Annotated in this window: 35 protein-coding genes, 2 tRNA genes and 1 pseudogene; 32 read left to right on the top strand and 6 right to left on the bottom strand. The window is 33.2% G+C overall.

The annotated features are described in order from the left end of the window. Positions 1–59 precede the first annotated feature (59 nt). Positions 60–779 (top strand): annotated as a pseudogene (locus tag AAGD65_RS05480) (IS66 family transposase); the annotation flags it as partial. A gap of 123 nt (positions 780–902) precedes the next feature. On the opposite strand, the gene AAGD65_RS05475 reads toward AAGD65_RS05480, so the two are convergent. The 3 genes from AAGD65_RS05475 to rpmH form a co-directional block, all read right to left on the bottom strand. After that, positions 903–1,112: a hypothetical protein gene (locus AAGD65_RS05475; RefSeq protein ID WP_264682317.1), complete on the bottom strand. Its 210-nt coding sequence runs from the start codon at positions 1,110–1,112 to the stop codon at positions 903–905. A gap of 73 nt (positions 1,113–1,185) precedes the next feature. Next, positions 1,186–1,563: a ribonuclease P protein component gene (gene rnpA, locus AAGD65_RS05470; RefSeq protein ID WP_080589533.1), complete on the bottom strand. Its 378-nt coding sequence runs from the start codon at positions 1,561–1,563 to the stop codon at positions 1,186–1,188. Next, complete coding sequence (gene rpmH, locus AAGD65_RS05465; RefSeq protein WP_010404613.1) at positions 1,547–1,681, bottom strand: 50S ribosomal protein L34; 135 nt, start codon at positions 1,679–1,681, stop codon at positions 1,547–1,549. Before rpmH ends, rnpA begins: the two co-directional genes overlap by 17 nt. A gap of 107 nt (positions 1,682–1,788) precedes the next feature. Between rpmH and pstC the strand changes: the two genes are divergently transcribed. The 3 genes from pstC to AAGD65_RS05450 all read left to right on the top strand — a co-directional run bounded on the left by pstC (position 1,789) and on the right by AAGD65_RS05450 (position 4,755). Further along, complete coding sequence (gene pstC, locus AAGD65_RS05460; protein ID WP_264682322.1) at positions 1,789–2,877, top strand: phosphate ABC transporter permease subunit PstC; 1,089 nt, start codon at positions 1,789–1,791, stop codon at positions 2,875–2,877. Positions 2,878–2,971: 94 nt separating this feature from the next. Beyond that, a complete protein-coding gene (atpD, locus tag AAGD65_RS05455) occupies positions 2,972–4,408 on the top strand; it encodes a F0F1 ATP synthase subunit beta (protein WP_264683407.1) in 1,437 nt (478 codons plus the stop codon). A gap of 5 nt (positions 4,409–4,413) precedes the next feature. Next, positions 4,414–4,755, top strand: a complete 342-nt coding sequence (locus tag AAGD65_RS05450; protein WP_264682324.1) for a F0F1 ATP synthase subunit epsilon — start codon at positions 4,414–4,416, stop codon at positions 4,753–4,755. 368 nt (positions 4,756–5,123) lie between these two features. Here the strand turns inward: AAGD65_RS05450 and AAGD65_RS05445 are convergent, their stop codons facing one another. After that, the gene (locus AAGD65_RS05445) at positions 5,124–7,406 is read right to left on the bottom strand and encodes a hypothetical protein (RefSeq protein ID WP_264682326.1); all 2,283 of its coding nucleotides are present in this window, start codon (positions 7,404–7,406) and stop codon (positions 5,124–5,126) included. A 408-nt stretch (positions 7,407–7,814) separates the two neighbouring features. On the opposite strand from AAGD65_RS05445, the gene fsa reads away from it, so the two are divergent. Further along, positions 7,815–8,459 carry a fructose-6-phosphate aldolase gene (gene fsa, locus AAGD65_RS05440; protein ID WP_007302527.1) on the top strand — a complete coding sequence of 215 codons (645 nt, stop codon included), beginning with the start codon at positions 7,815–7,817 and terminating at the stop codon, positions 8,457–8,459. Positions 8,460–9,012: 553 nt separating this feature from the next. Here the strand turns inward: fsa and AAGD65_RS05435 are convergent. Both AAGD65_RS05435 and AAGD65_RS05430 read right to left on the bottom strand, forming a co-directional pair. Next, positions 9,013–9,480 (bottom strand): hypothetical protein, encoded by a 468-nt coding sequence (locus AAGD65_RS05435; RefSeq protein WP_264682329.1) that lies wholly within the window; start codon positions 9,478–9,480, stop codon positions 9,013–9,015. Positions 9,481–9,612: 132 nt separating this feature from the next. After that, positions 9,613–10,242: an SDR family NAD(P)-dependent oxidoreductase gene (locus tag AAGD65_RS05430; RefSeq protein WP_264682331.1), complete on the bottom strand. Its 630-nt coding sequence runs from the start codon at positions 10,240–10,242 to the stop codon at positions 9,613–9,615. A 289-nt stretch (positions 10,243–10,531) separates the two neighbouring features. Here AAGD65_RS05430 and carA point away from each other — a divergent pair, with 289 nt between their 5' ends. From carA to rpsM, 27 genes are all read left to right on the top strand, one after another. Beyond that, entirely contained in the window at positions 10,532–11,620 is a 1,089-nt protein-coding gene (gene carA, locus AAGD65_RS05425) for a glutamine-hydrolyzing carbamoyl-phosphate synthase small subunit (RefSeq protein ID WP_264682333.1), read from the top strand. A gap of 109 nt (positions 11,621–11,729) precedes the next feature. Then, positions 11,730–11,811: transfer RNA gene (locus AAGD65_RS05420), tRNA-Tyr, on the top strand. Between the two features lie 4 nt (positions 11,812–11,815). Continuing rightward, positions 11,816–11,886, top strand: a tRNA-Gly gene (locus AAGD65_RS05415). 77 nt (positions 11,887–11,963) lie between these two features. Further along, a complete protein-coding gene (gene tuf / locus AAGD65_RS05410) occupies positions 11,964–13,136 on the top strand; it encodes an elongation factor Tu (protein WP_264682335.1) in 1,173 nt (390 codons plus the stop codon). A 14-nt stretch (positions 13,137–13,150) separates the two neighbouring features. After that, complete coding sequence (rpsJ, locus tag AAGD65_RS05405; protein ID WP_264683408.1) at positions 13,151–13,471, top strand: 30S ribosomal protein S10; 321 nt, start codon at positions 13,151–13,153, stop codon at positions 13,469–13,471. A 9-nt stretch (positions 13,472–13,480) separates the two neighbouring features. Next, a complete protein-coding gene (gene rplC, locus AAGD65_RS05400; RefSeq protein WP_264682337.1) occupies positions 13,481–14,203 on the top strand; it encodes a 50S ribosomal protein L3 in 723 nt (240 codons plus the stop codon). 2 nt (positions 14,204–14,205) lie between these two features. Further along, entirely contained in the window at positions 14,206–14,820 is a 615-nt protein-coding gene (gene rplD, locus AAGD65_RS05395) for a 50S ribosomal protein L4 (RefSeq protein ID WP_006012216.1), read from the top strand. Beyond that, positions 14,817–15,104, top strand: coding sequence for a 50S ribosomal protein L23 (locus tag AAGD65_RS05390; RefSeq protein ID WP_015588346.1), 288 nt, complete (start codon positions 14,817–14,819; stop codon positions 15,102–15,104). Before rplD ends, AAGD65_RS05390 begins: the two co-directional genes overlap by 4 nt. Before the next feature lies 1 nt (position 15,105). Beyond that, the gene (rplB, locus tag AAGD65_RS05385; RefSeq protein WP_264682342.1) at positions 15,106–15,930 is read left to right on the top strand and encodes a 50S ribosomal protein L2; all 825 of its coding nucleotides are present in this window, start codon (positions 15,106–15,108) and stop codon (positions 15,928–15,930) included. 3 nt (positions 15,931–15,933) lie between these two features. Further along, on the top strand, positions 15,934–16,218 hold the full coding sequence (gene rpsS, locus AAGD65_RS05380; RefSeq protein ID WP_010404687.1) for a 30S ribosomal protein S19: 285 nt from the start codon (positions 15,934–15,936) through the stop codon (positions 16,216–16,218). Positions 16,219–16,227: 9 nt separating this feature from the next. Further along, positions 16,228–16,578, top strand: a complete 351-nt coding sequence (gene rplV, locus AAGD65_RS05375) for a 50S ribosomal protein L22 (protein WP_007302537.1) — start codon at positions 16,228–16,230, stop codon at positions 16,576–16,578. 39 nt (positions 16,579–16,617) lie between these two features. Next, positions 16,618–17,238 (top strand): 30S ribosomal protein S3, encoded by a 621-nt coding sequence (rpsC, locus tag AAGD65_RS05370; RefSeq protein ID WP_264682345.1) that lies wholly within the window; start codon positions 16,618–16,620, stop codon positions 17,236–17,238. A gap of 11 nt (positions 17,239–17,249) precedes the next feature. Then, positions 17,250–17,663: a 50S ribosomal protein L16 gene (rplP, locus tag AAGD65_RS05365; RefSeq protein WP_006012233.1), complete on the top strand. Its 414-nt coding sequence runs from the start codon at positions 17,250–17,252 to the stop codon at positions 17,661–17,663. Between the two features lie 11 nt (positions 17,664–17,674). Continuing rightward, positions 17,675–17,878 carry a 50S ribosomal protein L29 gene (gene rpmC, locus AAGD65_RS05360; RefSeq protein ID WP_007302540.1) on the top strand — a complete coding sequence of 68 codons (204 nt, stop codon included), beginning with the start codon at positions 17,675–17,677 and terminating at the stop codon, positions 17,876–17,878. Further along, positions 17,871–18,101 carry a 30S ribosomal protein S17 gene (gene rpsQ / locus AAGD65_RS05355; protein ID WP_010404696.1) on the top strand — a complete coding sequence of 77 codons (231 nt, stop codon included), beginning with the start codon at positions 17,871–17,873 and terminating at the stop codon, positions 18,099–18,101. Before rpmC ends, rpsQ begins: the two co-directional genes overlap by 8 nt. A gap of 18 nt (positions 18,102–18,119) precedes the next feature. Then, positions 18,120–18,479 (top strand): 50S ribosomal protein L14, encoded by a 360-nt coding sequence (rplN, locus tag AAGD65_RS05350; RefSeq protein WP_007302542.1) that lies wholly within the window; start codon positions 18,120–18,122, stop codon positions 18,477–18,479. Beyond that, positions 18,479–18,796, top strand: a complete 318-nt coding sequence (rplX, locus tag AAGD65_RS05345) for a 50S ribosomal protein L24 (protein ID WP_010404700.1) — start codon at positions 18,479–18,481, stop codon at positions 18,794–18,796. Before rplN ends, rplX begins: the two co-directional genes overlap by 1 nt. A 6-nt stretch (positions 18,797–18,802) precedes the next feature. After that, positions 18,803–19,339 (top strand): 50S ribosomal protein L5, encoded by a 537-nt coding sequence (gene rplE / locus AAGD65_RS05340; protein WP_052265060.1) that lies wholly within the window; start codon positions 18,803–18,805, stop codon positions 19,337–19,339. A 12-nt stretch (positions 19,340–19,351) separates the two neighbouring features. Further along, positions 19,352–19,660, top strand: coding sequence for a 30S ribosomal protein S14 (rpsN, locus tag AAGD65_RS05335; RefSeq protein WP_007302545.1), 309 nt, complete (start codon positions 19,352–19,354; stop codon positions 19,658–19,660). A gap of 22 nt (positions 19,661–19,682) precedes the next feature. Beyond that, positions 19,683–20,078 carry a 30S ribosomal protein S8 gene (gene rpsH, locus AAGD65_RS05330; protein ID WP_007302546.1) on the top strand — a complete coding sequence of 132 codons (396 nt, stop codon included), beginning with the start codon at positions 19,683–19,685 and terminating at the stop codon, positions 20,076–20,078. Between the two features lie 16 nt (positions 20,079–20,094). Next, positions 20,095–20,640 carry a 50S ribosomal protein L6 gene (gene rplF / locus AAGD65_RS05325; RefSeq protein ID WP_010404706.1) on the top strand — a complete coding sequence of 182 codons (546 nt, stop codon included), beginning with the start codon at positions 20,095–20,097 and terminating at the stop codon, positions 20,638–20,640. Positions 20,641–20,645: 5 nt separating this feature from the next. Continuing rightward, positions 20,646–21,017, top strand: coding sequence for a 50S ribosomal protein L18 (rplR, locus tag AAGD65_RS05320; protein WP_052265059.1), 372 nt, complete (start codon positions 20,646–20,648; stop codon positions 21,015–21,017). 12 nt (positions 21,018–21,029) lie between these two features. Continuing rightward, complete coding sequence (rpsE, locus tag AAGD65_RS05315) at positions 21,030–21,542, top strand: 30S ribosomal protein S5 (RefSeq protein WP_010404712.1); 513 nt, start codon at positions 21,030–21,032, stop codon at positions 21,540–21,542. Between the two features lie 3 nt (positions 21,543–21,545). Beyond that, positions 21,546–22,016 (top strand): 50S ribosomal protein L15, encoded by a 471-nt coding sequence (gene rplO / locus AAGD65_RS05310; protein WP_006012263.1) that lies wholly within the window; start codon positions 21,546–21,548, stop codon positions 22,014–22,016. Between the two features lie 3 nt (positions 22,017–22,019). Further along, entirely contained in the window at positions 22,020–23,348 is a 1,329-nt protein-coding gene (gene secY / locus AAGD65_RS05305) for a preprotein translocase subunit SecY (protein ID WP_010404717.1), read from the top strand. Next, on the top strand, positions 23,345–23,986 hold the full coding sequence (locus AAGD65_RS05300) for an adenylate kinase family protein (protein WP_264682356.1): 642 nt from the start codon (positions 23,345–23,347) through the stop codon (positions 23,984–23,986). The genes secY and AAGD65_RS05300 overlap by 4 nt, the downstream gene beginning before the upstream one ends. 59 nt (positions 23,987–24,045) lie before the next feature. After that, positions 24,046–24,414: a 30S ribosomal protein S13 gene (gene rpsM, locus AAGD65_RS05295; protein WP_006012270.1), complete on the top strand. Its 369-nt coding sequence runs from the start codon at positions 24,046–24,048 to the stop codon at positions 24,412–24,414. Positions 24,415–24,435: the final 21 nt, after the last annotated feature.

The raw sequence follows: 24,435 nt of genomic DNA, 5'->3' as shown, positions 1-24,435 counted from the left end.
AAAGTAGAATTTGTCACCTATTTGCAAATGAGGAGGAGAGATAGCAATATTTAACAAATCATCAAACAATTGATCTTCCGAAAATCAAACTTTATATAATTCAATATTAATTAAGTTGTTGGAGATGAGGAGAAAGAAGAAGTAGCAAACTACCAAAAAGCAGATACATTTGGTCCAATAGTTAGGTGATAATTGTAGCACTCAGTGGATTTTATAAAAATTCAAAACGTGAAAATTATAAGTGATGTTTTTAATGTGAATTGAAAGCGTATCAAATAGTGAATATAGAATTCCCTCAAAATGCAAAAAGGTGTATGAGCAAATCGAATAAGAAAAGTGAGGTTTTGCGCATCAACGTGTTATAATAAAGGTAAACTTGGTTAGTGCTGAAGCAATACTGCAAGTTTTAAAGGAAAAGAAGATTTAAAAGACAGTGTATGTTGCAATCGTAATAGTCGCTGACAGGTACTTTGAAACATAGCTGGACTATTGAAGTTAAAATTCTGGGCTGTTACTTAAAAAACGCATCCACTGAATTATTTATGCTAAAAAAAGCTTTATTAAAAAATGAAACAGAAGTGTAAGAAAGTTGCAAAACGTATAAGGTATTACTTGAAGCTACCTATCTGAAGCAACTGGAGCTTTTCAAGTTGCGAAAAATATTTTAAAATCTGAAAGAATAATGTGAAATTTTTTAAGTAAACCAGAAAGTATTCCACTATCACGCTGAACAGCAAATTAGGCATTATATCGTTTACTGTAAAAGCTCATATTTTACGTAATCAGAGCTAGGAACTTGAAAGGATAATTTCATTATACTTAACATGGAAATAAAGAGAACTATACAATCCCCTGCCTATCGTTTCTTGAACCACTCCCTTGAACGGGTACTTTTACTTTTATCAAACCATTCTCTTATTGTAATAAGTTGCTTCTATATTCAAATTTAGCAACTTCCCTGTAGGATCATACTTATTTTGTTCTAAGTATTGGCTTTGTTCAAATGCCATTCCCCATTGTGTACGATAGCTAGACTTTCTATATTCAGAAAAACTCTCTTCAGCATTATTTGTATCGAGCTTTTTATCTTGTTTTCTTATACTCTCTACCATCAAGCACCCACATCTATTAATTTATTTTAAAAAGTTTACTCATCTTATCATAAAAAATATATCTGTAAATACTTTAGTGAAAATTTCTTCTTATTTTATCTTTCTTTAAGCAAATATTGAGGTCTTTTTGTAAATTTTTATAGCCTGCTTGCATAATGTTTTTATGGGTTAGTATTATGTAATAGTATCCTACATTACTTATATTAGAAATGCTAACTTTAGCTAGCATTCGTAATTGCCTTTTTATTTTATTTCTTTTTGCTGCTTTTCCGACTTTTTTACTGATAGCCAGACCTACTCTAATAACATGAATATACTTTTCAGGTTCTCTTTCTTTTATAGCATATAGTGATATATATACCCCTCGATAAAAAAGACTGTCAGGTGCTAATCTGTTTTTAAAAGCAAAGGAAAACTCTTTTTTTTTATGCTTACTATGCGCATAATTTATTACACCCTAATGAGCGACGCTTATTAAGAATTTTTCTTCCAGCTTTTGTTGACATACGTGAACGAAATCCATGTTTGTGCTTTTTTTTTAAATTTTTTGGTTGAAATGTTCTTTTCATTGTTTTTATATTAATATAACTATTTATTTTAAATTATTTTGCTCTATTGTCAAATAATGGTCAACTTCTATGGCATTCTTGTTGAATAAAATTTGATATATGGAAAAATGAATTTAATTATAGGCGTACCTGTTTTACTAATCCTTTTATTTTGTTTGAGTAAGTTTCAAGCAGTAAGTAAAGTTAAGTCTTATATATATTTGAGTTGTATGTGGATGCTACCTTGTTTGTTAGCATTCTATGATGGTTATTTTATAACTTCTATTTCTATAGCGTTACTTTTTTTTATGCTGATTTTTATCTTTAAAGGTAAAAGAAATAAGATGGTAAAATTTTTGTTATTTATGGCTTTAGCAATATCACTTTTTATCACTTTATTTATAATGCTATCTATTTTTGTTCAGTCCATTTCTTTTTTTAATAAAGTAGCTATTTCAGAATTCTTATTTTGCTTAAAATGGAAGCATAATGTAGCTATTATTGGCGAAGGAGAGGTGGGGTGTTTTGGTATAGCGCCACTTTTAGTGGGGACATTACTTATAACTATTGTAGCAATGTTAGTTGCGGTGCCGCTTGGTTTATTTTCTGCAATATATATTAGTGAGTATGCGAGTGAAAAAGTGCGTTATGTTACTAATACAGCCTTACAGGTTTTGTCTGCTATTCCTACTGTTGTATATGGATACTTCTCAGTTGTATTTTTGTCTTTTTTTATAAAGCAGGTAGCAAATTTTTTTAATTTAAGTATACACTCAGAAAGTGCTTTGATTGCTGGTTTATCGATCGGGGTAATGATTCTTCCTTTTATTATTTCTTTGCTTGAAGATGCTATAAGATCTGTTCCAAAAAGTTTGCGTTATGGTTTTATGGCGCTTGGTGCAACTCCAGCGGAAACTATATGGCATATAACAATACCTTATGCAATGCCTACAATTTTAAGTGCAATTTTATTATCAATTTCAAGAGTGATAGGTGAAACAATGATTGTACTAATGGCTGTGGGAATCAATGCAAATTTGACCTTTAATCCTCTCAATTCAGTTACTACTATCACTGTACAAATTGCTACATTACTTACCGGAGATCAGGATTTCAATAGTGTGCAAACTCTTGCTGCTTATGCGCTTAGTTTAGTGTTATTTGTTATTACTTGGCTATTAAATGCATTTGCACTATTTATAATGAAACGTAACTAGTAAGTGTTTTAATATTGCAAAATTTCTGTTAATAATATAAGATTTATTTTTTAGAAGTTCTTTTATAGAATTATAGTGTTAGGTGATGAAAGAGATGAATATAGGTAGAACGGTTAAGATAACTCAAGCAGTTGTTGATCTAAAATTTGAAGGCGAGTTACCTAAGATATTTAATGCTTTAAAAAGCAAACTAAAATGTAAGGGCAAGGAACTAGTTTTAGAGGTTTCACAACATATAGGTGACAATATAGTTCGTTGCATTGCTATGGATAGCACAGATGGTATGTCAAGAGGTGATGAGTTTGTTGATACAGGTGCACCAATATCAGTTCCGGTTGGACGCTCAACTTTAGGAAGGATTTTTAATGTTGTAGGGGAGCTTATAGATGAGTGTGGTCCGCTAAAAGGAAAGTATGATTTAGAACCTATACATAGATCACCTCCAAGTTTTACTGAGCAGAAGATACAGGAAGAAGTTTTAGTTACAGGAATAAAGGTTATAGATCTTCTTGCTCCTTATCTTAAAGGAGGAAAAATTGGCTTATTTGGTGGAGCTGGTGTTGGTAAAACAGTTCTGATAATGGAGCTGATTAACAACATAGCAAAAGCTCATAAAGGATTTTCTGTGTTTGCTGGAGTAGGAGAGAGAACGCGTGAAGGTAATGATCTTTATAACGAGATGATTACTTCGAATGTAATAGATATAAATGAGCACGAAAAATCTCAAGCCGTTTTGGTTTATGGTCAAATGAATGAACCTCCTGGAGCAAGGGCTAGGGTTGCTTTAACAGCACTAACTATGGCGGAGTATTTTCGTGATCATGAAAATCAAGATGTTCTATTTTTTGTAGATAATATCTTCCGTTTTACTCAAGCTGGCTCTGAAATTTCTGCTTTGCTTGGAAGAATACCGTCGGCTGTTGGTTATCAGCCAACTCTTGCGACTGATATGGGCGCTATGCAAGAGAGAATAGCCTCAACTACTGCTGGTTCTATTACTTCTGTACAGGCTATATATGTTCCTGCAGACGATTTGACCGATCCAGCTCCAGCAACGACATTCTCTCATCTTGATGCCACTACAGTATTGTCAAGGCAGATAGCTGAAATGGGTATATATCCTGCTGTTGATCCACTTGACTCAACTTCTCAGTCTTTATCTGCTGAAATCATTGGTGAAGAGCATTATAATGTGGCTTCTGAAGTGAAACGTATATTGCAAACTTATAAGTCGCTGCAAGATATTATCGCAATACTTGGTATGGATGAACTATCTGATGAAGATAAAATTATTGTTGATAGAGCTCGTAAAATTCAGAAGTTTCTTTCTCAACCTTTTCATGTTGCGGAGGTATTTACTGGCATGTCTGGCAAATTTGTTTCACTTTCTGATACTATTTCTAGTTTTAAAGGAATTATTGAAGGTAAATATGATCATCTGCCAGAAGCTGCTTTTTATATGGTGGGAAGTATAAGTGAAGCAATAGAAAAGGCTGAATCAATAAAAGCTGAAGTTGGAGCCGGACATTAAAGATTATGAACACTTTTAAGGTGCAATTTTTTTCTCCTGATAATCGAATTTCATTCGATGAAGTGGTTTCGCTTTCAGTGAATGGGCTTGAAGGAGAGCTAGTGATTTTAGCTTACCATTCTCCTTACTTAATTTATTTATTGCCTGGTATAATTACTGTTCAAATGAGTAACCAGACAAAGGAAAAAGTTGTAATTGATAATGGTATATTAGAGGTTGCAAATAATAATTGTAGCATTATAACGAATCAAATTCAGGTTTTTGATCATTTGACTCATGATGAGGAATCATTAAAAGATAAGAGAGTTGGTATATATTTAAGTTATCTTGATGTCAAATCTCTTTAGGGGCTCTTTTTGTGTTCAAGAAATGAGTTTACTCTTGTCATTCCCACTTCAAGTAGCTGACACACAACTGTACGAACATTATGGTTCAGGGAAGATGTCATTCCAGTATCTTCCTTCTTGTCATCCCAGTGCGTGACACTGGGATCTATCTTATTTTCATCATGGATATGATTTTAACATATGTTCCTAGAATCTGTTGTCCATTGCATAATTTGCAAATGTTTTTATGTCCAGATCCCAGTGTCACGCACTGGGATGACATTGTTTATTATGTGCCGTATTGCAATGTTCGTACAGCTATGTGTCACACTACTCGGATGACAAGAGGGGCTACTTGAATAAAGAAGCCGCTGGTTTCATATGCATCTTTAAGAATTTCCACGCTGACTTTGGCTACACACCTTTGATGGACTGCTGATTAAGTCTAGAAGTGAATTACAGTGATCGCTATGAAATGCGCTATCAAGGCTTAAAGACCTAGGTTTTTTTTCTGAATCATCAATTTCCTCTGTAAGCTGGTAAAACATTTTTGAATTGTTATCAAAAACTTCCTTTTTATTAACAAGTACTTGATCAATTACTGGACTTAACAGTTCTACTTGGCTATTTAAGTATTGCACTGTACCTTTTAGCTCTTTTTTTTCTCTTATTAATCTTTCAATCTCATCTTCATATTCTTTAAACTTTAATTCCAGTGATGGACGGTACTTATTAACTATTTCTTCTTCTATCTCCTGCCGTAATTGCCCTCTTATTGTCTCGATCTGCTCATCTTTAAGCTCTAGCTCGTTCTTTAACGTTTCAAAATCCCACGTTAGCTGATCTGCCTCTTGTTCATCAGATTCCAAATGTGCGTTATGCTCATTTTCTAAATTTTGTATTTGAGATTTATAACTCGCTATACACTTATCCCTTGCACTTATCATGTGTTCTGCTTCCTCTATCTCTTCCTCTTTTTTTTCAAACTGGTTCAATTTACCTTGTAGTTTCTCTTGTTCTACATTAGCAGTTTTTAGCTTTTCCTTCAGTTCTTCTACCTTTTCTTCCAGTTCCTTATTTTTTCCATAAATTTCTTGAATTTTCTGCTCTTGCTCCTTATTGAGCTGGATTATTCGCTCATCTGTTTTACTCATTTCTTTCTCAAGTCTTTGTTCCTTTTCTTTACACTCAACTTGTAAATCATTGCACTGTTCCTCCAATTCCTCAATTTTTTGCTTAGCCTCCACGAGTTCTTGTTCTGATTCTACTTGCTTTGCTTTTAACACTTGATTTTCTTCTTTTAGTAATAATAACTCTTCTTTCAAATCTGATATTTGTTGTTCACTGCTTTCTTTTGTACTATTGCTATAGTGTTCTAATTGATCAAGCTTGTCTTCCAAACTATACTTTTCTTCTTTCAGTTGATTTAATTCCTCGTGCAATTTTCTTAACTCACTTATCAACTCTTCTTTTCCTGCATTGGCAACTTCCAGCTTTTTCTTCAGGTCTTTCTTTTCTTCATATGCACCTTCAAGTTCTTGCGCTCTTTCTTGCAGCTCTGTTGACATATTTGCTAGTTTTTCATCTTTTTGTGTCAGTTCAGTTTGTAATTTTGCATTTTTTTGCTTTTCTTCTCCAAGTTTATTCTGTAAATCACTATTATGCTCTTCAAATTCTTGCTTGGCCTCTTCGAGCCTATGCTGTAAATTGTTCCTCTGCTCATTTAATTCTCTAATTTCTTGCTCAGCTTTTGTAAGCTTTTGATCTAGTTGTTGTGAATTAACTTCTGTTTGAGTTGCAATTGCCTGAGTTGCAATCTGCTGTGGATTAACCTCTGATACATTGTTGCTAGTGAAAGAAAGAATAGGATTGCTTTTAGCATCATTTTCAAGATCTTTCATCTTTTCGTCTTGATTGATTACGATATGTTCGTTATTTTGCAGATTACTAACAGCCGGTGCAATGTTAGCATTTTTGTTCTTTTTCAATAATGCTTTGACAGCGTCATGTAGAGAGAGACCTTGAATATATAATTCTTCATTTTGTCTTATTAATTCCAAAAACTCCTCAGGTGGCGATTCAAAATCTTTACCATTAAACTGTAGTACTTTAGTTATACCAGAATTACTTACATTCATAACCATAGTACAGGTAAAAGTTTTCCCATCCTTGTCCTGCACAGGCCAAGTGCTTGTCATTTCATAATATGCACCCTCTTTAAATTCATAATGTCTTTCCTTACCTTTTCGGTAAGCGTATATGTCATGCTTTTTATCGCAATAGATATTCAATGTGCTAATATCCCTTTCTTGCTGTAAGATATCACTAATTCTTATTGGCTCACTTCTATTGTAATTAATAAGATTAATGTTTAACACTTTATCAGAATTGTTAGTTTCTACATAAAAAGCTCGAAGGTCTATGTCTTTGTCTCTAAAATACTTACTTACAGCTTTTTTTGCCTGATTTGCTAATTCTATAAAGTTTTTTTTAAAGCTCTTGTTGAAAGATAGATCTATATATGCTTGCTTAAAATTTTCATCATTTGTTAAATCCATGAGCAAGTCATAAACCTCCCATTTTTCCTGACAATGTTCTTCTAAAACAGTAATGCTATTTTTTCTTTTCAGCTCTGCTAATATGTTTTTCAATGTCGGGAAATTTGTTGACATAGTATACCCCTATTACTATTGTTCTGATAATATATTTACTTTAGGAGTGATTAACTCCTTTTATATTAACCTTTTTAGTTGAATTTAATTGCGAGCGTTAAACTCGAACTTAGTCATTTTGTTTATTGTTCCTCACTACCTATTTGTGTTACTATACTAATAGTAGCACTAAGTTTTAGGCTATGCAAGAATTTCTATTGAACGTAAAGCTAGTAAACTTCAGAAATTGGTTATGCTAATTTTGTTAATAAAATGCAACCAATTAAGGAAAGCGCTATACTGTGTCTCAGTGCAATATTTTCTTTCCTAACGGACTGAAAATTGAGTTGAGTTAAAAATCCGATTTTATTTAATACTTTTCAAAGATGACAATATTTTGTAAAAATAGGTTTTTAATAGGACAATAATATGGAAATTTTTCTTGATAGTGTTGATTTGAATGAAATTAAGGAGCTAAAAGAGTTCATTGATGGCATAACAACTAATCCTTCTTTAATAGCAAAATCTGGACATAAAGATAAGTACGAAGATTTAGTAAGCGAAATATGCTCTATTATAAAAGGGCCTGTTAGTGTTGAAGTTGTTGCAGATAGCCATGAAGATATGGTTAAGGAAGGCCTTAAGTTAGCGAAAATCGCTAGTAATATCGTAGTAAAGTTACCTCTTACACATGAAGGATTAATTTCTTGTAAAAAGTTGTGGACAGAACATAAAATACCTGCTAACATTACATTATGTTTTTCTCCTGGACAAGCACTGTTTGCCGCTAAGGCCGGTGCTTGTTTTATTTCTCCCTTTGTTGGTCGCCTTGATGATATAAGCTATGATGGCTTATCGCTAATAGAAGATATATGCACTATATATTCTAATTATAATTTTAAGACAAAAGTTCTTGTTGCATCAGTAAGAAGTCCAGCACATGTAATAGAAGCTGCACGGCTTGGTGCTCATTCAATTACTGTGCCAGCAAAAATACTTAGACAGTTAATTAATCATCCACTTACTGATCAAGGGCTCGCAATATTTGAAAAAGACTGGGGCGTAAAACAATAAATGACATTGCTAAAAAAGACATAAAAACACAATAATTTATATAAAAAGGACATAGGTACCATCTGTCCTTTAAAGACATGTAGGTCAATGATATGCGTAATTCAGTGTTTTAAACATGATAGTCCTCCACTAATAAAAAAGATTGAGAAAAATGTATACAGCTACGACCGAAGTATAGCTAAAATATATTTTAACTGAAGATTATAGATTAATTGAATTGAAAAGTCTGCAGACGAAGATAGATTCCGAGCTCTAGAACACCTTCACTGTGCATGGTAACAAAACTATTAGAGTTTGTCAAGTAATTTTTTATCGTAATTTTACGAACATGTCATTCCAGTTTTACGTACACAGCTGTACGAATATTGCAATACGGCATATAATAAACAATGTCATTCCAGTGCTTGACACTGGAATCTAGTTAAATTTATGACTATAAAAGTAATGTTAAAATGCAATGCTTCTAGTGATGATGGATCCCAGTGTCAAGCACTGGGATGACAAGAGAAGAAGCACTGGTTAGCCATTCATCTAAAAATTTATAAACAAAAGATTACACTTCACAACTTTGTGATGGAATAAGTTTTTCAATGCTGTTGACGCAAAACTCAGTTGTATTATTAGCTATTTTATCGAATTTATCATTTATATCCTTACCTATTTTTTCATCTTTAATATATTCGTACAGAGCTAAAATAGCTATAGTTGAACATATTGCGATGAAACCAATTTTTGCTGTAATAAGTAATGATATCCCACCCGCAAGTATGGACACTGCTCCAATAGCTAGGTTTATAATTTTATTTTGTGTTGATTGATTCTCTTTATCCTCTAAAACGTTTGATATTGCTTTTGAGGCAATTTTTATTGCTATTGCTGTAGTTGAGATTATAACAAACATCATAGCTATTTTTGCTAAGAGAAAAATTGATGGTAGCATTATTACAAGAAACAGTGAAGCACCTCCTATAAACAACCATTTCTCATTTATTTTTTTAGACTGACCTGTATTATTAGGCATTGCAACCCTCCACTTTCATTAATAGTTTATTCATATAATATGAAACATGCGATAGTCAAGATGTTTTTGTGTGGAGAAGCTTGCGATTGAGTTTTGAAGAGCTTTAGCTTTACAAGATGGTAGATTTGGTGATTATCGTAAGATTCTTGCAGTCATTTTAGTGGGAAGAATTTGTAAAATATGAAAAAATAACCGCCAGAAAATTGGAAACGCTATAACTTTCTTTCCTTTAAATATACTTTTTAAAATATATGCTGCAGCTTTTTCTGGCTCCCATATGAAGGGAAGTGGTTTATTAGACTTAAACATATCTGTTTTTACTGGCCCTGGCATTATGGTGATAAACTTTGTGCTACTGTTAGCATATTGGATTTTTAGTGATTGAAAACAACTTTTTAGTGCTGCTTTGCTGGCACAGTATGCAGAAGCATGTGGTGTTGCATGCATAGCAACAAGAGAAGATATAACCGCAAAAGTTGCCAAGGAATTATGATGAATCCATTCTTCAATCCAGTTGATAACTCCAAAATAATTAGTTTCAAATGTTTTTCTATGAATGTTGGTATGAAACTTATCTTCTATTTCGCCACATCCTGCATTAAGAAAAAAGAGATTTGGTATAATATTTTGCTTTTTTAAAAAATCAGACGAGTTTTTAATATTTTCACTTTTGCTTACATCACATGTTATAGGTAAAAAATTACTACCTAATTCTTCTTTTAATTTTTCCAGTTTTTCAGTGCGCCTTGCAATGCCAACCACAAATCATCCATATTTAATGAGCAACCGTGCTAGACTTTCTCCAATGACAGATGATGCTCCTGTAATGAGACAAGTTTTTCTATCCATGTGAATTTATATAACATGAAGTATGAATGTAATGACTATTGCCTATTCACACAAGTTAAGTTTGCTATAATTTTGCTAAATAATAAAAAAAGAAAGCTACTTATAATTTTGAATTTTATATAAACTTAAAGGGAAGTTTAGTATTTGCTTACTTGTAATTTAAAATTCTTATATAATATTTTAAATGAGTTGAGAGAATTAAATGCAGGATGCAGCTTTAGTTTTACAAGATGGCAAGTGCTTTTTGGGAAAATCGGTAGGTAAAAGAGGCAAATGCATAGGTGAAGTTTGTTTTACCACTGGTATGACAGGTTATCAGCATACTATAACAGATCCTTCTTTTGCTGATCAAATAATAGCGTTCACTTTTCCTCATATTGGTAATGTTGGAATAAATCACAAAGATAATGAAGGAGAAAAAGTTTTTGCAAGTGGTGTGGTTATGCGTGAACTTTCTCCTATGTCTCACTCTTCTTCATATATTAGTTTAAATGATTGGTTGGAGAAAAATAATGTAGTTGGGATATCGGGAATTGATACTAGAGCTTTGACGAGATATTTGAGAAAACATGGATCTCAAAATGGAATGATATGTCCGTCAAGTGAGGCACATATATTAGATGAATTGAAGAAATACAAATCTGTAAATGGAATAGAAATAACTAAGAAAGTCAGTTTAAGTAATAACTTTCAAAGCGCTCTTAATGCAAAATATAGGGTTGTAATTGTTGATTTCGGTGTAAAAAATAGTATAATCTCACGCTTAGTAGAACTTGATTGTACGGTTGAATTAGTCAAACCAGATACAGGTTTTGCTCACAAAATATTAAGCATGAATCCAGATGGTATAGTGCTTTCAAATGGCCCTGGTGATCCACAAGAGATAGGAGAGAGTGTAATTTCAGAAATAGAAATTATTGTGAAATCTAAAATACCAGTTTTTGGCATATGCCTGGGCCATCAATTACTTGCAGTTACTTTGGGAGCAAAGACTGTCAAGATGGATATTGGTCATCGAGGGAGTAATCATCCAGTTTATGATCTGGAGAGTAAAAAAGTTGAGATAACTAGCCAAAATCATGGTTTTGTTGTTGATTCAGCTTCTCTTCCAAGTAACGTTGAAGTTACTCATATTTCTCTATTTGATAATAGTGTAGAGGGGATAATGATGAAGGATTACCCAGTCTTTTCTACTCAATACCATCCAGAAGAAGCGCCAGGTACACATGATTCACATTACTTATTTGGGCGTTTTATTGACAATATTTTGTTATATAAAAGTAAAATCTAACTGAAATCAGTTAGATTAGCTTTTATTACTTGATCTTTTGGATTTGGATGTTTAATATTAGGAATAATAAAACTTAAGTTAAGGTAGTGTTCTCTTAACAGATTTTTGTGGAGGAGTGACCGAGTGGTTAAAGGTAACAGACTGTAAATCTGTCCGCATTGCGTACGTAGGTTCGAATCCTACCTCCTCCATTGTGCGGGTATAGCTCAATGGTAGAGCTCTAGCCTTCCAAGCTAGTGACGTGGGTTCGATTCCCACTATCCGCTCTTTTTTTGTTGTATTTATATAAAATCAACATATTATTTGTTGATGTATTTGTATTTTAGGTAGAAGAGTTAAAATTATGACAGCGATAGTAGAAGCATTTGGAAAGCCGCATGTAAACGTGGGAACGATAGGACATGTGGATCATGGGAAGACAACGTTAACAGCGGCGATAACAAAGCATTATGGTAATTTTGTAGCATATGATCAAATAGATAAAGCGCCAGAAGAAAGAAAGAGAGGTATAACAATAGCAACAGCGCATGTTGAATATCAAACAGAAAAGAGACACTATGCACACGTTGATTGCCCTGGACATGCTGATTATGTAAAGAATATGATAGTAGGTGCAGCACAGATGGATGCAGCGATATTGGTAGTATCAGGGGTTGATGGGCCGATGCCACAAACGAGAGAGCATATATTGCTGGCAAAACAGGTGGGTGTTGGATATATCGTGGTATATATAAATAAAGCTGATGTTGCTGATGCTGATATGATAGATTTGGTAGAAATGGAAGTGAGAGAGTTGCTGAGTAAGTATGGATTTCCAGGTGATGAAGTGCCTATGATAGTTGGGTCTGCGTTAAAAGCATTAGAGGATGATAGTAGTGAGTATGGAAAGAAATCAATAGATAAATTGATGGAGAAGTTAGATGAGTATGTGGCAGTACCTCCAAGGCCTATAGATTTGCCGTTTTTGTTGCCAATAGAAGATGTATTTTCAATATCGGGTCGAGGGACGGTAGTAACAGGAAGAATAGAGAAGGGGGAGATAAAGGCAGGAGATGAGATAGAGATAATAGGTCTGAAAGCGACGCAAAAGACGATATGTACTGGTGTTGAGATGTTTAAGAAGTTGCTAGATAAGGGAAGTGCAGGACTCAATGTAGGAATACTACTAAGAGGAACAAAGAGAGAAGAAGTGGAGAGGGGGCAAGTATTGGCAAAACCAGGGACAATAACCCCGCATAGAAAGTTTAAGGCGGAGGTGTATATATTGAAGAAAGAAGAAGGAGGGAGGCATACACCATTTTTTGGAAATTATCAGCCACAGTTTTATTTAAGGACAACGGATGTAACTGGGAGCATAAAATTGCTAGATGGAAAGGAGATGGTAATGCCAGGGGACAATGTGAGTATAGAAGTGGAGTTGCAAGTACCAATAGCAATGGATAAAGGATTGCGTTTTGCGATAAGAGAAGGTGGTAGAACTGTTGGTTCTGGCGTTGTTTCGGAAATTTTAGAATGAGTGTAATAACTAAGATGAAGCAAGATATATATATTAGAATCAAAGCTTTCGATTGTTCTTTGTTGGAAAAGTGTATTCGCGAGTTTATTGATCAATTAAAGCAGTTTAATGCAGATTTATCTGGTCCGATTGCGTTGCCAAGAAAAGATTCTAAATTTACTGTTAATAGGTCTCCTCATGTTGATAAAAAATCTCGTGAGCAATTTGAAATGAGAATTTCTAAGCGGTTAATTGTTGTACATAATCCTACTTCTACTCTGATGAAGATGCTTGCAGATTTATCTTTTTCTGCTGGTGTAGAAGTGGATTTAAAGGTTAAGGAAGTTAATATTTAGGAAAAGGAAATGAAGAGAATAAATTCGCTTAGGAGAATTGGTTTGTTAATGACGAATGTTGGCCATACTGCTATGTATTTTGATAATAGTCGCATGGCTGTAACCTTATTGCATCTCAGCGAAACTTATATTATTGATATAAAAGGACAAGATAAATGTGGTTATAATTCAGTCATTTTAGGCACAGGAGATTTTAAAAATATAGCAAAACCTCAGTTGGAATATTTAAAGAAAAAGGGTATAAATAATAAATGTAAGTTATACGAAAGTAGATTAAATGACCTGTCGGGAATAGAATGTGGTAAAAAAGTGGGAATCAATCATTTTGTGGTTGGTCAATATCTTGACATTACGGGTTATTCTTTAGGCAAAGGGTTTGCTGGTGTGATGAAGCGGCATAACTTCAGTGGGCTTAGGGCATCTCATGGCGTTTCTATTGCTCATAGATCACAAGGTTCTACTGGTCAATGTCAAGATCCTGGTAGAGTATTCAGGGGGAAGAAAATGGCTGGTCATTTAGGTAATAGCAGAGTAACTGTACAGAATATGAAAATATTATCCATTGATTATGAAGATAGCATAATTGCTGTAAAGGGTAATAATGTTCCTGGGTTTAAAAACTCTTATGTTTTTGTGAGAGATGCAGTTAAAAAGCCTTTACATAAAGATGTTCCTTTTCCAGCAGGTCTGCTGTTGAATATGAGTGATGATGCTAATAATTTGGTGAGTTAGTTATGGAATGTGAATTAGTTGATCTATCTAATAATAATGTAGGTAGTGTTGAGCTTAATCCCTTGATATTTTCTGCCAAGCAAAAATTGAGTATTTTGCATGATATAGTGAGATGGCAATTAGCAAAGAGAAGAGTTGGTGCTCATAAAACAAAGGGTATCAGTGATGTTTCTGGTACAACAGCTAAGCCGTATGGTCAAAAACGTACCGGTAGGGCGAGACAGGGGAGCTTGCGATCTCCTCAGTTTAGAGGTGGTGGAATTATTTTTGGTCCTGTTGTGAGGAGTCATGCTTATTCTCTTAATAAAAAAGTACGTAAGTTTGGTTTGAAAATTGCTTTATCTCTAAAATATTTAAATAATCAAGTTATTGTTCTTGATAGTTTAAATGTTGATGTGAAGAAAACATCTAAAATGTGTGAATATATTAAAAATTTTAAATTTTCTTCTTTTTTAATAGTTGGTGATTATGGAGATGATTTGTTACGTGCTGCTAAAAATTTGCATTATGTAGATTTAATCAAACCTATTGGGTTAAATGTTTTTGATATATTGAATCATGAATGCGTGATGTTAACAAAAGACACTTTAAAGCATCTTGAAGGTAGATTGTTATGATTAAATATAATAATATAATAAAATCTCCTGTAATCACAGAAAAGGCTTCTCTTTTAAGAGAGAAGTTTAATAAATACTCTTTGTATGTTTTTGTAAATGTAAATAAGCGTCAAATAAAATCGGCAATAGAGTCTTTATTTAATGTCAGAATTTCTTCTATAAATGTTATTAGAGTTAAACCTAAATATAGACGGTTTAGGGGTGTGATTGGTTGTAAAAAACAGAGAAAAAAGGTTTATTTTTCTTTGATAGATGGTCAAAAATTAGATATAATGAGCGTTTAATATGGGTATGAAATTTTTTAATCCTGTTACTCCGTCTTCTCGTGGGACTGTATTAATAAGTAAAGTTGGTTTATCAAAAGATAAGCCGGAGAAGTCTCTTGTATTTGGTAAAAAATCCAGTGGTGGAAGAAATAATCATGGTAGAATTACAACTCGTCATAGAGGTGGTGGTCACAAGAAGAAGTATAGAGTTATAGATTTCAAACGTAATAGAAGTGATCAGGGTATAGTTGAGAAAATAGAGTATGATCCAAATAGAAGTGGGTTTTTAGCATTAGTATCATATAAGGAAGATGATGCTAAATCTTATATATTAGCTCCTCAAGGTATGAAGCCTGGTGATGTTGTGATAGCTGGAGATGATGCTGATATTTTGCCAGGGAATTGTTTATTACTCAAGCATATACCTGTTGGTTCTTTCGTTCATAATATTGAGCTGAAGCCAGGTAATGGTGCTGCGATTGCTAGAGCTGCTGGTTGTTATGCACAAATCGTTGGTCGTGATGGCCAATATGTTTTATTACGACTCAGGTCTGGTCAAATTAGGTTGATTTTATCTTCTTGCAAGGCTACTATTGGTGTAGTATCTAACCCTGACCATAAGAATAGAAAGTTGGGTAAAGCTGGGAGAAGTAGGTGGCTTGGGATTAGACCTACTGTACGTGGAGTTGCAATGAATCCGGTTGACCATCCTCATGGAGGTGGAGAGGGAAAAACTTCTGGCGGTCGTCATCCTGTTACTCCTTGGGGTGTTGCAACAAAAGGAAAGAAAACTAGGAAAAAAAATAAATCTAGTGATAAGTATATAAAAAAATTGAAAGGTTAATTTATGAGTAGATCTGTATGGAAACCACCTTTTTTACATCCATCTGTACTAAGATTAGTTCAGAGAGCTTTAAAAGAGGGTTCTATTAATAAGGTGATAAAAATTCATTCCAGGGCTTCTGTAATTCTTCCTAATTGTTTGGGTTTAAAGTTTGCTGTTTATAATGGTAAAGATTACATTCCTGTTAGTGTTGATAATCAGAATATGATAGGTCATAAATTTGGTGAATTTTCACCTACTCGTAAATTTACTGGGCACGGTGGTGATAAAAAGGCAACAAGAAGGTAGGTAATTGATATGAAAAATAGGGATATAATAGTTGAGGCTGGTTCTAAGGTTTTAAGATCAACTCCTCGCAAATTAAATTTGGTTGCTGATTTAGTGCGTAATAAAAAAGTTTCTTTTGCTAATGTACAATTAAGATTTTGTGAAAAAAAGGCTGCCGGTTTTATAATGAAGGTGTTGAATTCTGCAATTGCTAATGCTCAAAATAATTATGGATTGAACGTTGATAATTTATATATAAAGGAAATTTTAATAGGTAAGTCACTTACTTTGCGTAGAGTATATCCAAAAGCTATGGGTAGGGCTAATAGAATGAGCAAATTTTATAGTAATATAACTATAAAATTGAAAGAAATTGTATGATTTATAGAAATGGAAAATTAATAAGGAAAGTGTAAAAATATGGGACAGAAGGTTAATCCTAAAGTATTTAGATTGCAAATAAATAGTAATACCTGGGATTCTGTTTGGTGTGCTACAGACGATTATAAACAGAAATTGCATCAAGATCTATTTATTCGCAGTTATATAAATGAATCCTTTAAGCATGCTGGTATTTCTAAAGTAACTGTAGAGCGTACAATTAATTTAGTGTCTGTGATAATACATTCTTCTAAGCCTGGAGTTATAATAGGTAAGAAAGGTTTGGATGTTGAGAAGATAAAGCAAAAAATAGCTAAAAAAGTAGAAAGTAGTGTCGAAGTGAATGTAGTAGGAGTTAAAAAGTCTGAAATAGATGCAGTTTTAATATCAAGGAGTATTATACATCAGCTAGAAAAAAGGATTTCATGTAGAAGAGCGATGAAAAAAGCTATTCAAAATTGTTTGAAGATGGGTGCTGAGGGTATTAAAGTAAGTTGCTCTGGGCGTCTTGGCGGAGCTGAAATAGCTCGTACTGAATGGTACAAAGAAGGTCGTTTGCCTTTACACACTTTGCGTGCTAATATAGATTATGCTTTTTGTGAAGCGAAGACTATATGTGGTATTATAGGAGTTAAAGTTTGGGTTTATGTTGGTAGTTAAGGTATATTGAAATGTTTGTTCCCAAAAAGAGTAAATATAAAAAGGTATTTAAGGGGAGAATCAAGGGTAATGCTAAGGGTGGTAGCACGCTGTCTTTTGGAGATTATGGATTAAAAGCTATGGAAGTAGGTAAGGTTCAGTCTAAGCATATTGAAACTGCAAGGCGCGTAATATCTAGAACGTTAAAACGCTCTGGTAAAGTGTGGATAAGAATTTTTCCTGATACCCCGGTTAGTAAAAAGCCAGCAGATGTACGTATGGGTAAAGGGAAAGGTAGTGTTGAATTTTGGGTATTTAAAGCTAAGCCCGGTAGGGTTTTGTTTGAAATTAGTAGTGATGTTCCCATGCATTTAGCAAGATTGGCGCTTGAAAAAGCGACTGCTAAGCTTCCTATGAAGTGTAAATTTATATCTAATCATAATTGAATGGAGTTGCAATGGATATAGTTAAATTTGAATCAGAATCTTCACAAGGATTACATGAACTTCTTGTGAATTTGAGGAAAGAATTTGTTAATTTGGCTTTTCAAAAAAAGCTGGGCCAGTGCAACAATTTTTCGCGTTTTAGCTTAATAAGAAAGAGCATAGCTCGTAGTCTAACTGTATTAAATAGAAGAAAGAGAGAGGGAAAAAATGCCTAAGAAGGTTTTTTGTGGTGTCGTAACTAATGCTGAGTCTGATAAGACTGTAAAGGTTTCGGTGTTACAAGTGTATAAGGATAGGCTGTATAAAAAAGTTATTAAAAAATACAAGAAGTATACAGCACATGATGAGAATAATAGTTGCAAAAAGGGAGATAGGGTTTTAATACAGGAACATAAGCCTATTTCTGTTACTAAAAAATGGGTTGTTATCAATAGCTAAAAAGGAATAGGTATTTATATGATTCAAAAAAATACATTGTTAGAAGTAGCTGATAATTCTGGTGCGCGTGCAGTGCTTTGTATTGGCTTGTTAGGTGGTAGGAAATCTGCATCTGTAGGTGATACGATTATTATATCTACTAAGTCTATTAACCCAAAAGGTAAAGTTGAAAAAGGAAAAGTATATAAAGCAGTTGTTGTTAGAGTAAAAAATAGTGTTAAGAAATCTGATGGTTCTGTAATTCGTTTTTCTAGCAATGCTGTGGTTTTAATTAATGATCAAGGTGAACCACTTGGCACTCGGGTGTTTGGTCCAGTAAAAAAGTTGTTATCTGGTTCTTTTATGAAAATAATGTCATTAGCTGATGAGGTTTTATAATGAGTGCTAAAATAAAAAGTGGTGATGATATTATAGTTTTAACTGGTAAAGATAAGAGAAAAATTGGTAAGGTAATCAAAGTTATAATACGTGATGCTAAAAAGAAAGTAGTTGTTTCTGGCGTAAATGTGTGTAAGAGACATACTAAACCAAGAGCTGGTAGTGGTGGTGGTATATTGAATAAAGAGTTAGCTATTGATGTATCCAATGTTGCAATATTGGATCCTAAGTGTAAAACTCCAACTAAAGTAGGATTTAAGATTATAGATGGTAGAAAAGTGCGTTTTGCAAAAGTTTCTGGAGAAGTGATAGATTAGGTTGATATGTTTAAACAATTGTATAAAGATAATATAGTAAAATCCTTAAAGGATAAGTTTAATTACGGCAATGTAATGCAAGTGCCTAAACTTGTCAAGGTGTGTATCAATATGGGCGTTGGAGATGCTGCTACGGACAATAAAGCGATAAATGAGCCATTTGATAATCTACATTTGATTACTGGGCAAAAGCCTGTGTTAACCTTTGCAAAAAAATCTATTTCTGGTTTCAAAATTAGAAAAGGTGCAACTGTAGGTTGTAAAGTGACTTTGCGTAGAAATAAAATGTATGAATTCTTAGAAAGATTAATATATATTGCTTTGCCAAGGGAAAAAGATTTTAGAGGGTTTAGTGTGAAGCAATTTGATGGTCATGGTAATTTTTCCCTTGGTATCAAGGAGCATATATCATTTTTAGAAATAGACTATGATAAAATAAGTAAAATTAGAGGTATGGATATTAATATTATAACAAGTGCAGTTAGTGATAAGGAAGCAAAGGAATTATTACTGGCTCTTAAATTCCCTTTTTTTGATAATTGAGAGAAAATATATATGGCAAAAAAATCCATGATACAGAAGAATCTTCGTAGAATAAAGTTATGCGATCAGTATAGGGAGAGAAGGGAAGAATTAAAATCTATAATGAATAATAAGGATTTATCTATTGCAAAAAGGTTTGCAGCTCAAAGTAAGCTGATTAAAAAATTGCCTAGAGATTCTTCTAAAATCAGAATTAGGAATAGATGCGCTTTAACTGGTAGGCCGAGAGGAGTATATAGAAAATTTGGTTTATGTAGGATTGTTTTACGTGATTTGTGTTCTTTTGGACAAGTTCCAGGGGTTACAAAATCTAGTTGGTAAATGTGATATAAGGAGTGTAATAGTGTCGTTATCTGATGGTATTGGTGATTTTTTAACAAGAATACGTAATGCTCAATTGGCAATGCATAGGGAAACAAGAGTCCTATTCTCTAAAGTGAATTCTTCTATATTGAAGATCTTAAAAGAGGAAGGGTATATTCTTAATTATGAAAAGCAAGAGAGTGATAGTATCCCTTCGCTTGTTGTGCAGTTGAAGTATTATGATAAATCACCTGTGATTAATGATATAGCTAGGGTATCAAAGCCCGGTTGTCGTTATTATTCTAAGTGTAAGGACATTTCTAAAGCATATAATGGTCTTGGAATTTTTATTATATCTACACCGAAAGGAGTGATGACCGATTATAATGCACGTAGATTAAAAGTTGGTGGAGAAGTTTTGTGTCGTGTATTTTAAATGATAGGAGAAATGTATGTCTCGTATAGGTGCCGCACCTATCAATATTCCTGCTGATCTTTCAGTTGAATATAATGATGGTAGGGTATTAATAAGAAGTGTTAGGGCAGAAAAAGAGCTGAACTTGTGTAGTGGCATTCTGTGTCAGATAGTTGATAATCAATTGTTACTTTCTGTTGATCAAGGCAGGGATGATTATGATAAAATAAAATCTATATGGGGCACTTATAGAAGTAATATTAATAACATGATTAACGGTATGGTTAATGATTTTTCTGTTGATCTTGAGATTAATGGTGTGGGGTATAAAGCAGAATGTGATGATAAGTATTTGACTTTATATCTTGGTTATAGTCATAATATTAAGTATAAAGTGCCTAAAGACGTTGAGATTAAGTGTATAAAGCCAACTCATTTAGTGATTCGCGGTATGGATAAGCAAAAAGTCTATATGGTGGCTTCTGATATATGCAAAATTAGAAAATATGATCCTTATAAAGGTAAGGGTATTGTAATAAAAGGCAAATTTATGCTGCGTAAGGTTGTAAATAAAAAGAAGTAATTAAAATGAAAAGATTGTATAATTTTTTAAGTAGCTATGAAAAAAGGAAACTTCGTAATAGAGCGAAGCTCGATAAGAGCGCTGGACGTTTACGTATATCCGTATTTAAGTCTAATAAACATTTTTACGTTCAGTTGATTAACGATGCAAAAGGAATAACCCTAGCTTCTGCTTCTACTTTGGATGATAAAATTAGGAATGTATGTAAAGGTAGGGTCAATGCTGAAACTATAAAACAGGTTTCTTCTTTATTGATTGAGCGTCTGCCTAGTACAAAATTGCAGCAGCGGTTCGTCTTTGATCGGGGAGCATATAAGTATACAGGATTGATTTCTCAATTTGCTGAGGCTTTAAGAAGCTCTGGATTTAAATTTTAGAAGGTTTTAAATATGGCTGTAAAGAATTTACAAAATAATAATGATTTATCAGAACTTTTGGTTTCAGTGCGAAGGGTAACAACGGTTACTAAAGGTGGTAGAAGATTTTCATTTTCAACTTTGGTTGTTGTTGGTGATGGTAAGGGTAGGGTAGGATGTGGAATAGGTAAACACGCAGAGGTTGCTGAAGCAAGAGTGAAAGCTGTAAATGCTGCAAAGAAGTCGATGATTAGGGTGTACTTACGTGAAGGTAGAACTTTACATCATGATATTAAAGCTAAATTTTGTTCTGGTGAGATAGTTTTAAGAGCTGCAAGAACTGGAACAGGTATTATTGCTGGTGGAGCAATGAGGTCGGTTTTTGAGGTATTAGGTATAAAGGATGTGGTAGCTAAGTCTACTAGATCAAATGATCCCCATAATATTATATGTGCAGTATTTAAGGCTTTTGATGTTATGTTATCTCCTCGCCAAGTGGCAGGTAAGAGGGGTAAAAAGATTAGTGAGATAGTTGGAAATAGGTAAAGTATGAATGATGCTGTAAAATTAAATTCTGTGTTTACCAAATTATCTAAGAAAAAGAAGCCTAAATTATTAGGTAGAGGTATTGGTTGTGGTAAAGGTAAAACATCTGGTAGGGGGCATAAAGGGCAAAAAGCGAGAAGTGGCGTTTCTATAAATGGTTTTGAAGGTGGACAGCAGTCTATATATACTCGTTTACCTAAAAGAGGTTTTAAGCCTATACGCAAAAACTTATACTCTATATTTAATGTTGGTGATGTACAGTGCTTAATGGAAGCTAAAAAAATAGTCAAGGATTCTATCATAGATAAGGAGCTACTGCATAAATTAGGTTTTATCAGATCTGTTAAAAGTAAAATCAAACTTCTTAATAAGGGTAAATTAAGCGAAAAATTTGTGTTTCATGTTGATTTTGCATCAGAAGCTGCAAAAAGATCTGTAGCTTCAGTTGGTGGTAGTGTAGAAATACTATCGTAAATCATGAGCAGTAAATTTGCATTTAATAGTTTGGATTCTACGTTATTATATAAAAGTGATTTACTAAAGCGTATATTTTTTACGCTAATGGCTTTAGTTTGTTATCGTTTAGGCACTTATGTTCCTATTCCTGGAGTTAATCTTGATATAATCAATGATATATTTCCAAAAGAGAGTTCTGGTGTTTTTGGAGTATTTAATTTATTTTCTGGTGGCGCTTTAGCTAGAATGACGATCTTGGCATTAAACGTTATGCCATACATAGTTGCATCCATAGTTATGCAATTATTATCTTCTGCCGTTAAAGGAATCAATGAAATTAAAAATGAAGGAGAGTTAGGACGTCGAAAGATGAACTCTTATATACGCTATATGACTATAGTGTTTTGTATCTTTCAATCAATTACGATCTTAATAGGGTTAGAAAGAATGAATAGGGAAGGGGTATTAGTTGTAGTTGAACCTGGTATTATGTTTCGTACTATAGGTGTCTTTAGCCTTTTAGGTGGAACTATATTTTTAATATGGCTTGGTGAGCGGATCAGTGTGAGCGGTATAGGCAATGGTATCTCATTAATCATTTTTACTGGCATAACATCTGAATTACATAATGCTTTATCATCTCTGCTAACATTAAATAAAAATGGTAGTATGTCGTTTTTCATTACCCTTTTTGTTATAGCATTGTTTTTTTTACTGCTCCTTTTAGTCATTTTTACAGAATCTTCTTATAGAAAGGTAATTGTTCAATATCCCAAAAAACAGTTTAAAAAATTACATAATGATGATTTTACTTACATTCCATTGAAGATCAATTTATCTGGTGTAATACCAACTATTTTTGCTAACGCAATTCTATTAACGCCTATTTCAATTGCAAATTTCTATAAAGGTCATGCCATTGCTGATTTTATTTTAAACTACTTTATGGCAAATAAAGTGATGTACATTATAACTTACTTAATACTTATAGTACTTTTTAATTTTTTCTATACCAATTTTATATTTAATCCAGAGGAAAATGCTGATTTTCTTAGGAAAAATGGTGGTTTTATTCCTGGTAGAGGGCCTGGAAAACATACTTCTGATTATCTTCAAGATATAGTTTTTAAATTAACATTTATTGGGTCTGCGTATTTGGTGGTAATATGTACTATACCTGAAATTATGAGGTATCATTATGATATACCATTTATTTTTGGTGGGACGAGCTTGCTGATTATAGTTAACGTTATTACTGATACTATTATGCAAGTACAATCTTATGTTTTTTCAAATAGGTACGATAGTTGGATAAAGAAATATGAGTCTAAAACAAGGAGACTAAAGTGATTATTACAATTTTTGGTCCTCCTGGCTCTGGTAAGGGTACTCAGTCCAGTTTGTTAATAGCAAAGTATAATTTTAAATTAGTTTCAGTAGGAGATTTATTAAGGAATATTATATCTAGTGGGAGTAAATTAGGTAAAGGAATAAAGGATACTGTTGAATCTGGTAATTTAATTCAAGATGAAGTTATATGTAAATTATTGTGTGACCAGCTTGCATTAATAGATGGTGATTTTTTGTTAGATGGTTTTCCAAGAAATTTAAATCAAGCTCATTTTTTAACTCAAGTTTTGCAAAAAAGATGCAATAGGGATGTTGATCTTGTAATTGAGTTGCAGCTTGACGATAATATTGCAATTGATAGATTAAAAGATCGTCTTACTTGTTTGGATTGTAAAAGTATATATAGTATATCTTCTTTTAAGAATACTACTTGTGCTAAATGTAAAAGTACGAGATTGGAGAAGAGAATTGATGATGCTAATATGTTTGCAATTAATAAGAGGATAAGAGAATATCATTCTCAGATAGAGGGTTTGCGCGAGTATTATAAGGACAAGTTGTTAACAATTAACGCTAATTTGAGTGTTGATAGAGTAATGCAAGAGATTGAAAGTAAAATTTCTTGTAATTTGATTTGACTATAAGTTGTTTTATGGTATAAATTAAGAGTTATTATTAATAAAGTATCGAGGTATAAGTGGCACGTATTGCAGGCATAAATGTTCCGGTGAAGAAGTGTATTCCTTTTGCATTAACTTATATACATGGTATAGGTATTACTACTGCGAATATAATTTGTCGTAGCTGTAAAATTGATGAGCGTAAGCGTGTTTCAGAATTACAAGATGAAGATATAGAGAAAATTAGTAGTTTTATTAGGCAAAAATATGTCATAGAGGGTGAGCTCAGAAAAAAAGTGGCTATGGATATAAAATCTTTAATGGAAATCGGTTGCTATAGAGGATTAAGGCATAGAAAAGGTTTGCCTGTGAGGGGACAAAGAACCCATACTAATGCTAAAACTCGTAAAGGCAGATCTAAATTGCCTATTGCTGGAAAAAAATAAAATTTGTTATTATCGTGAGTT

Source organism: Wolbachia endosymbiont (group B) of Chesias legatella (genome assembly GCF_964026945.1).
Classification (GTDB): domain Bacteria; phylum Pseudomonadota; class Alphaproteobacteria; order Rickettsiales; family Anaplasmataceae; genus Wolbachia.
The sequence above is the reverse complement of the archived record's forward strand: the minus strand, read 5'-3'. Positions and strand labels throughout refer to the sequence as shown.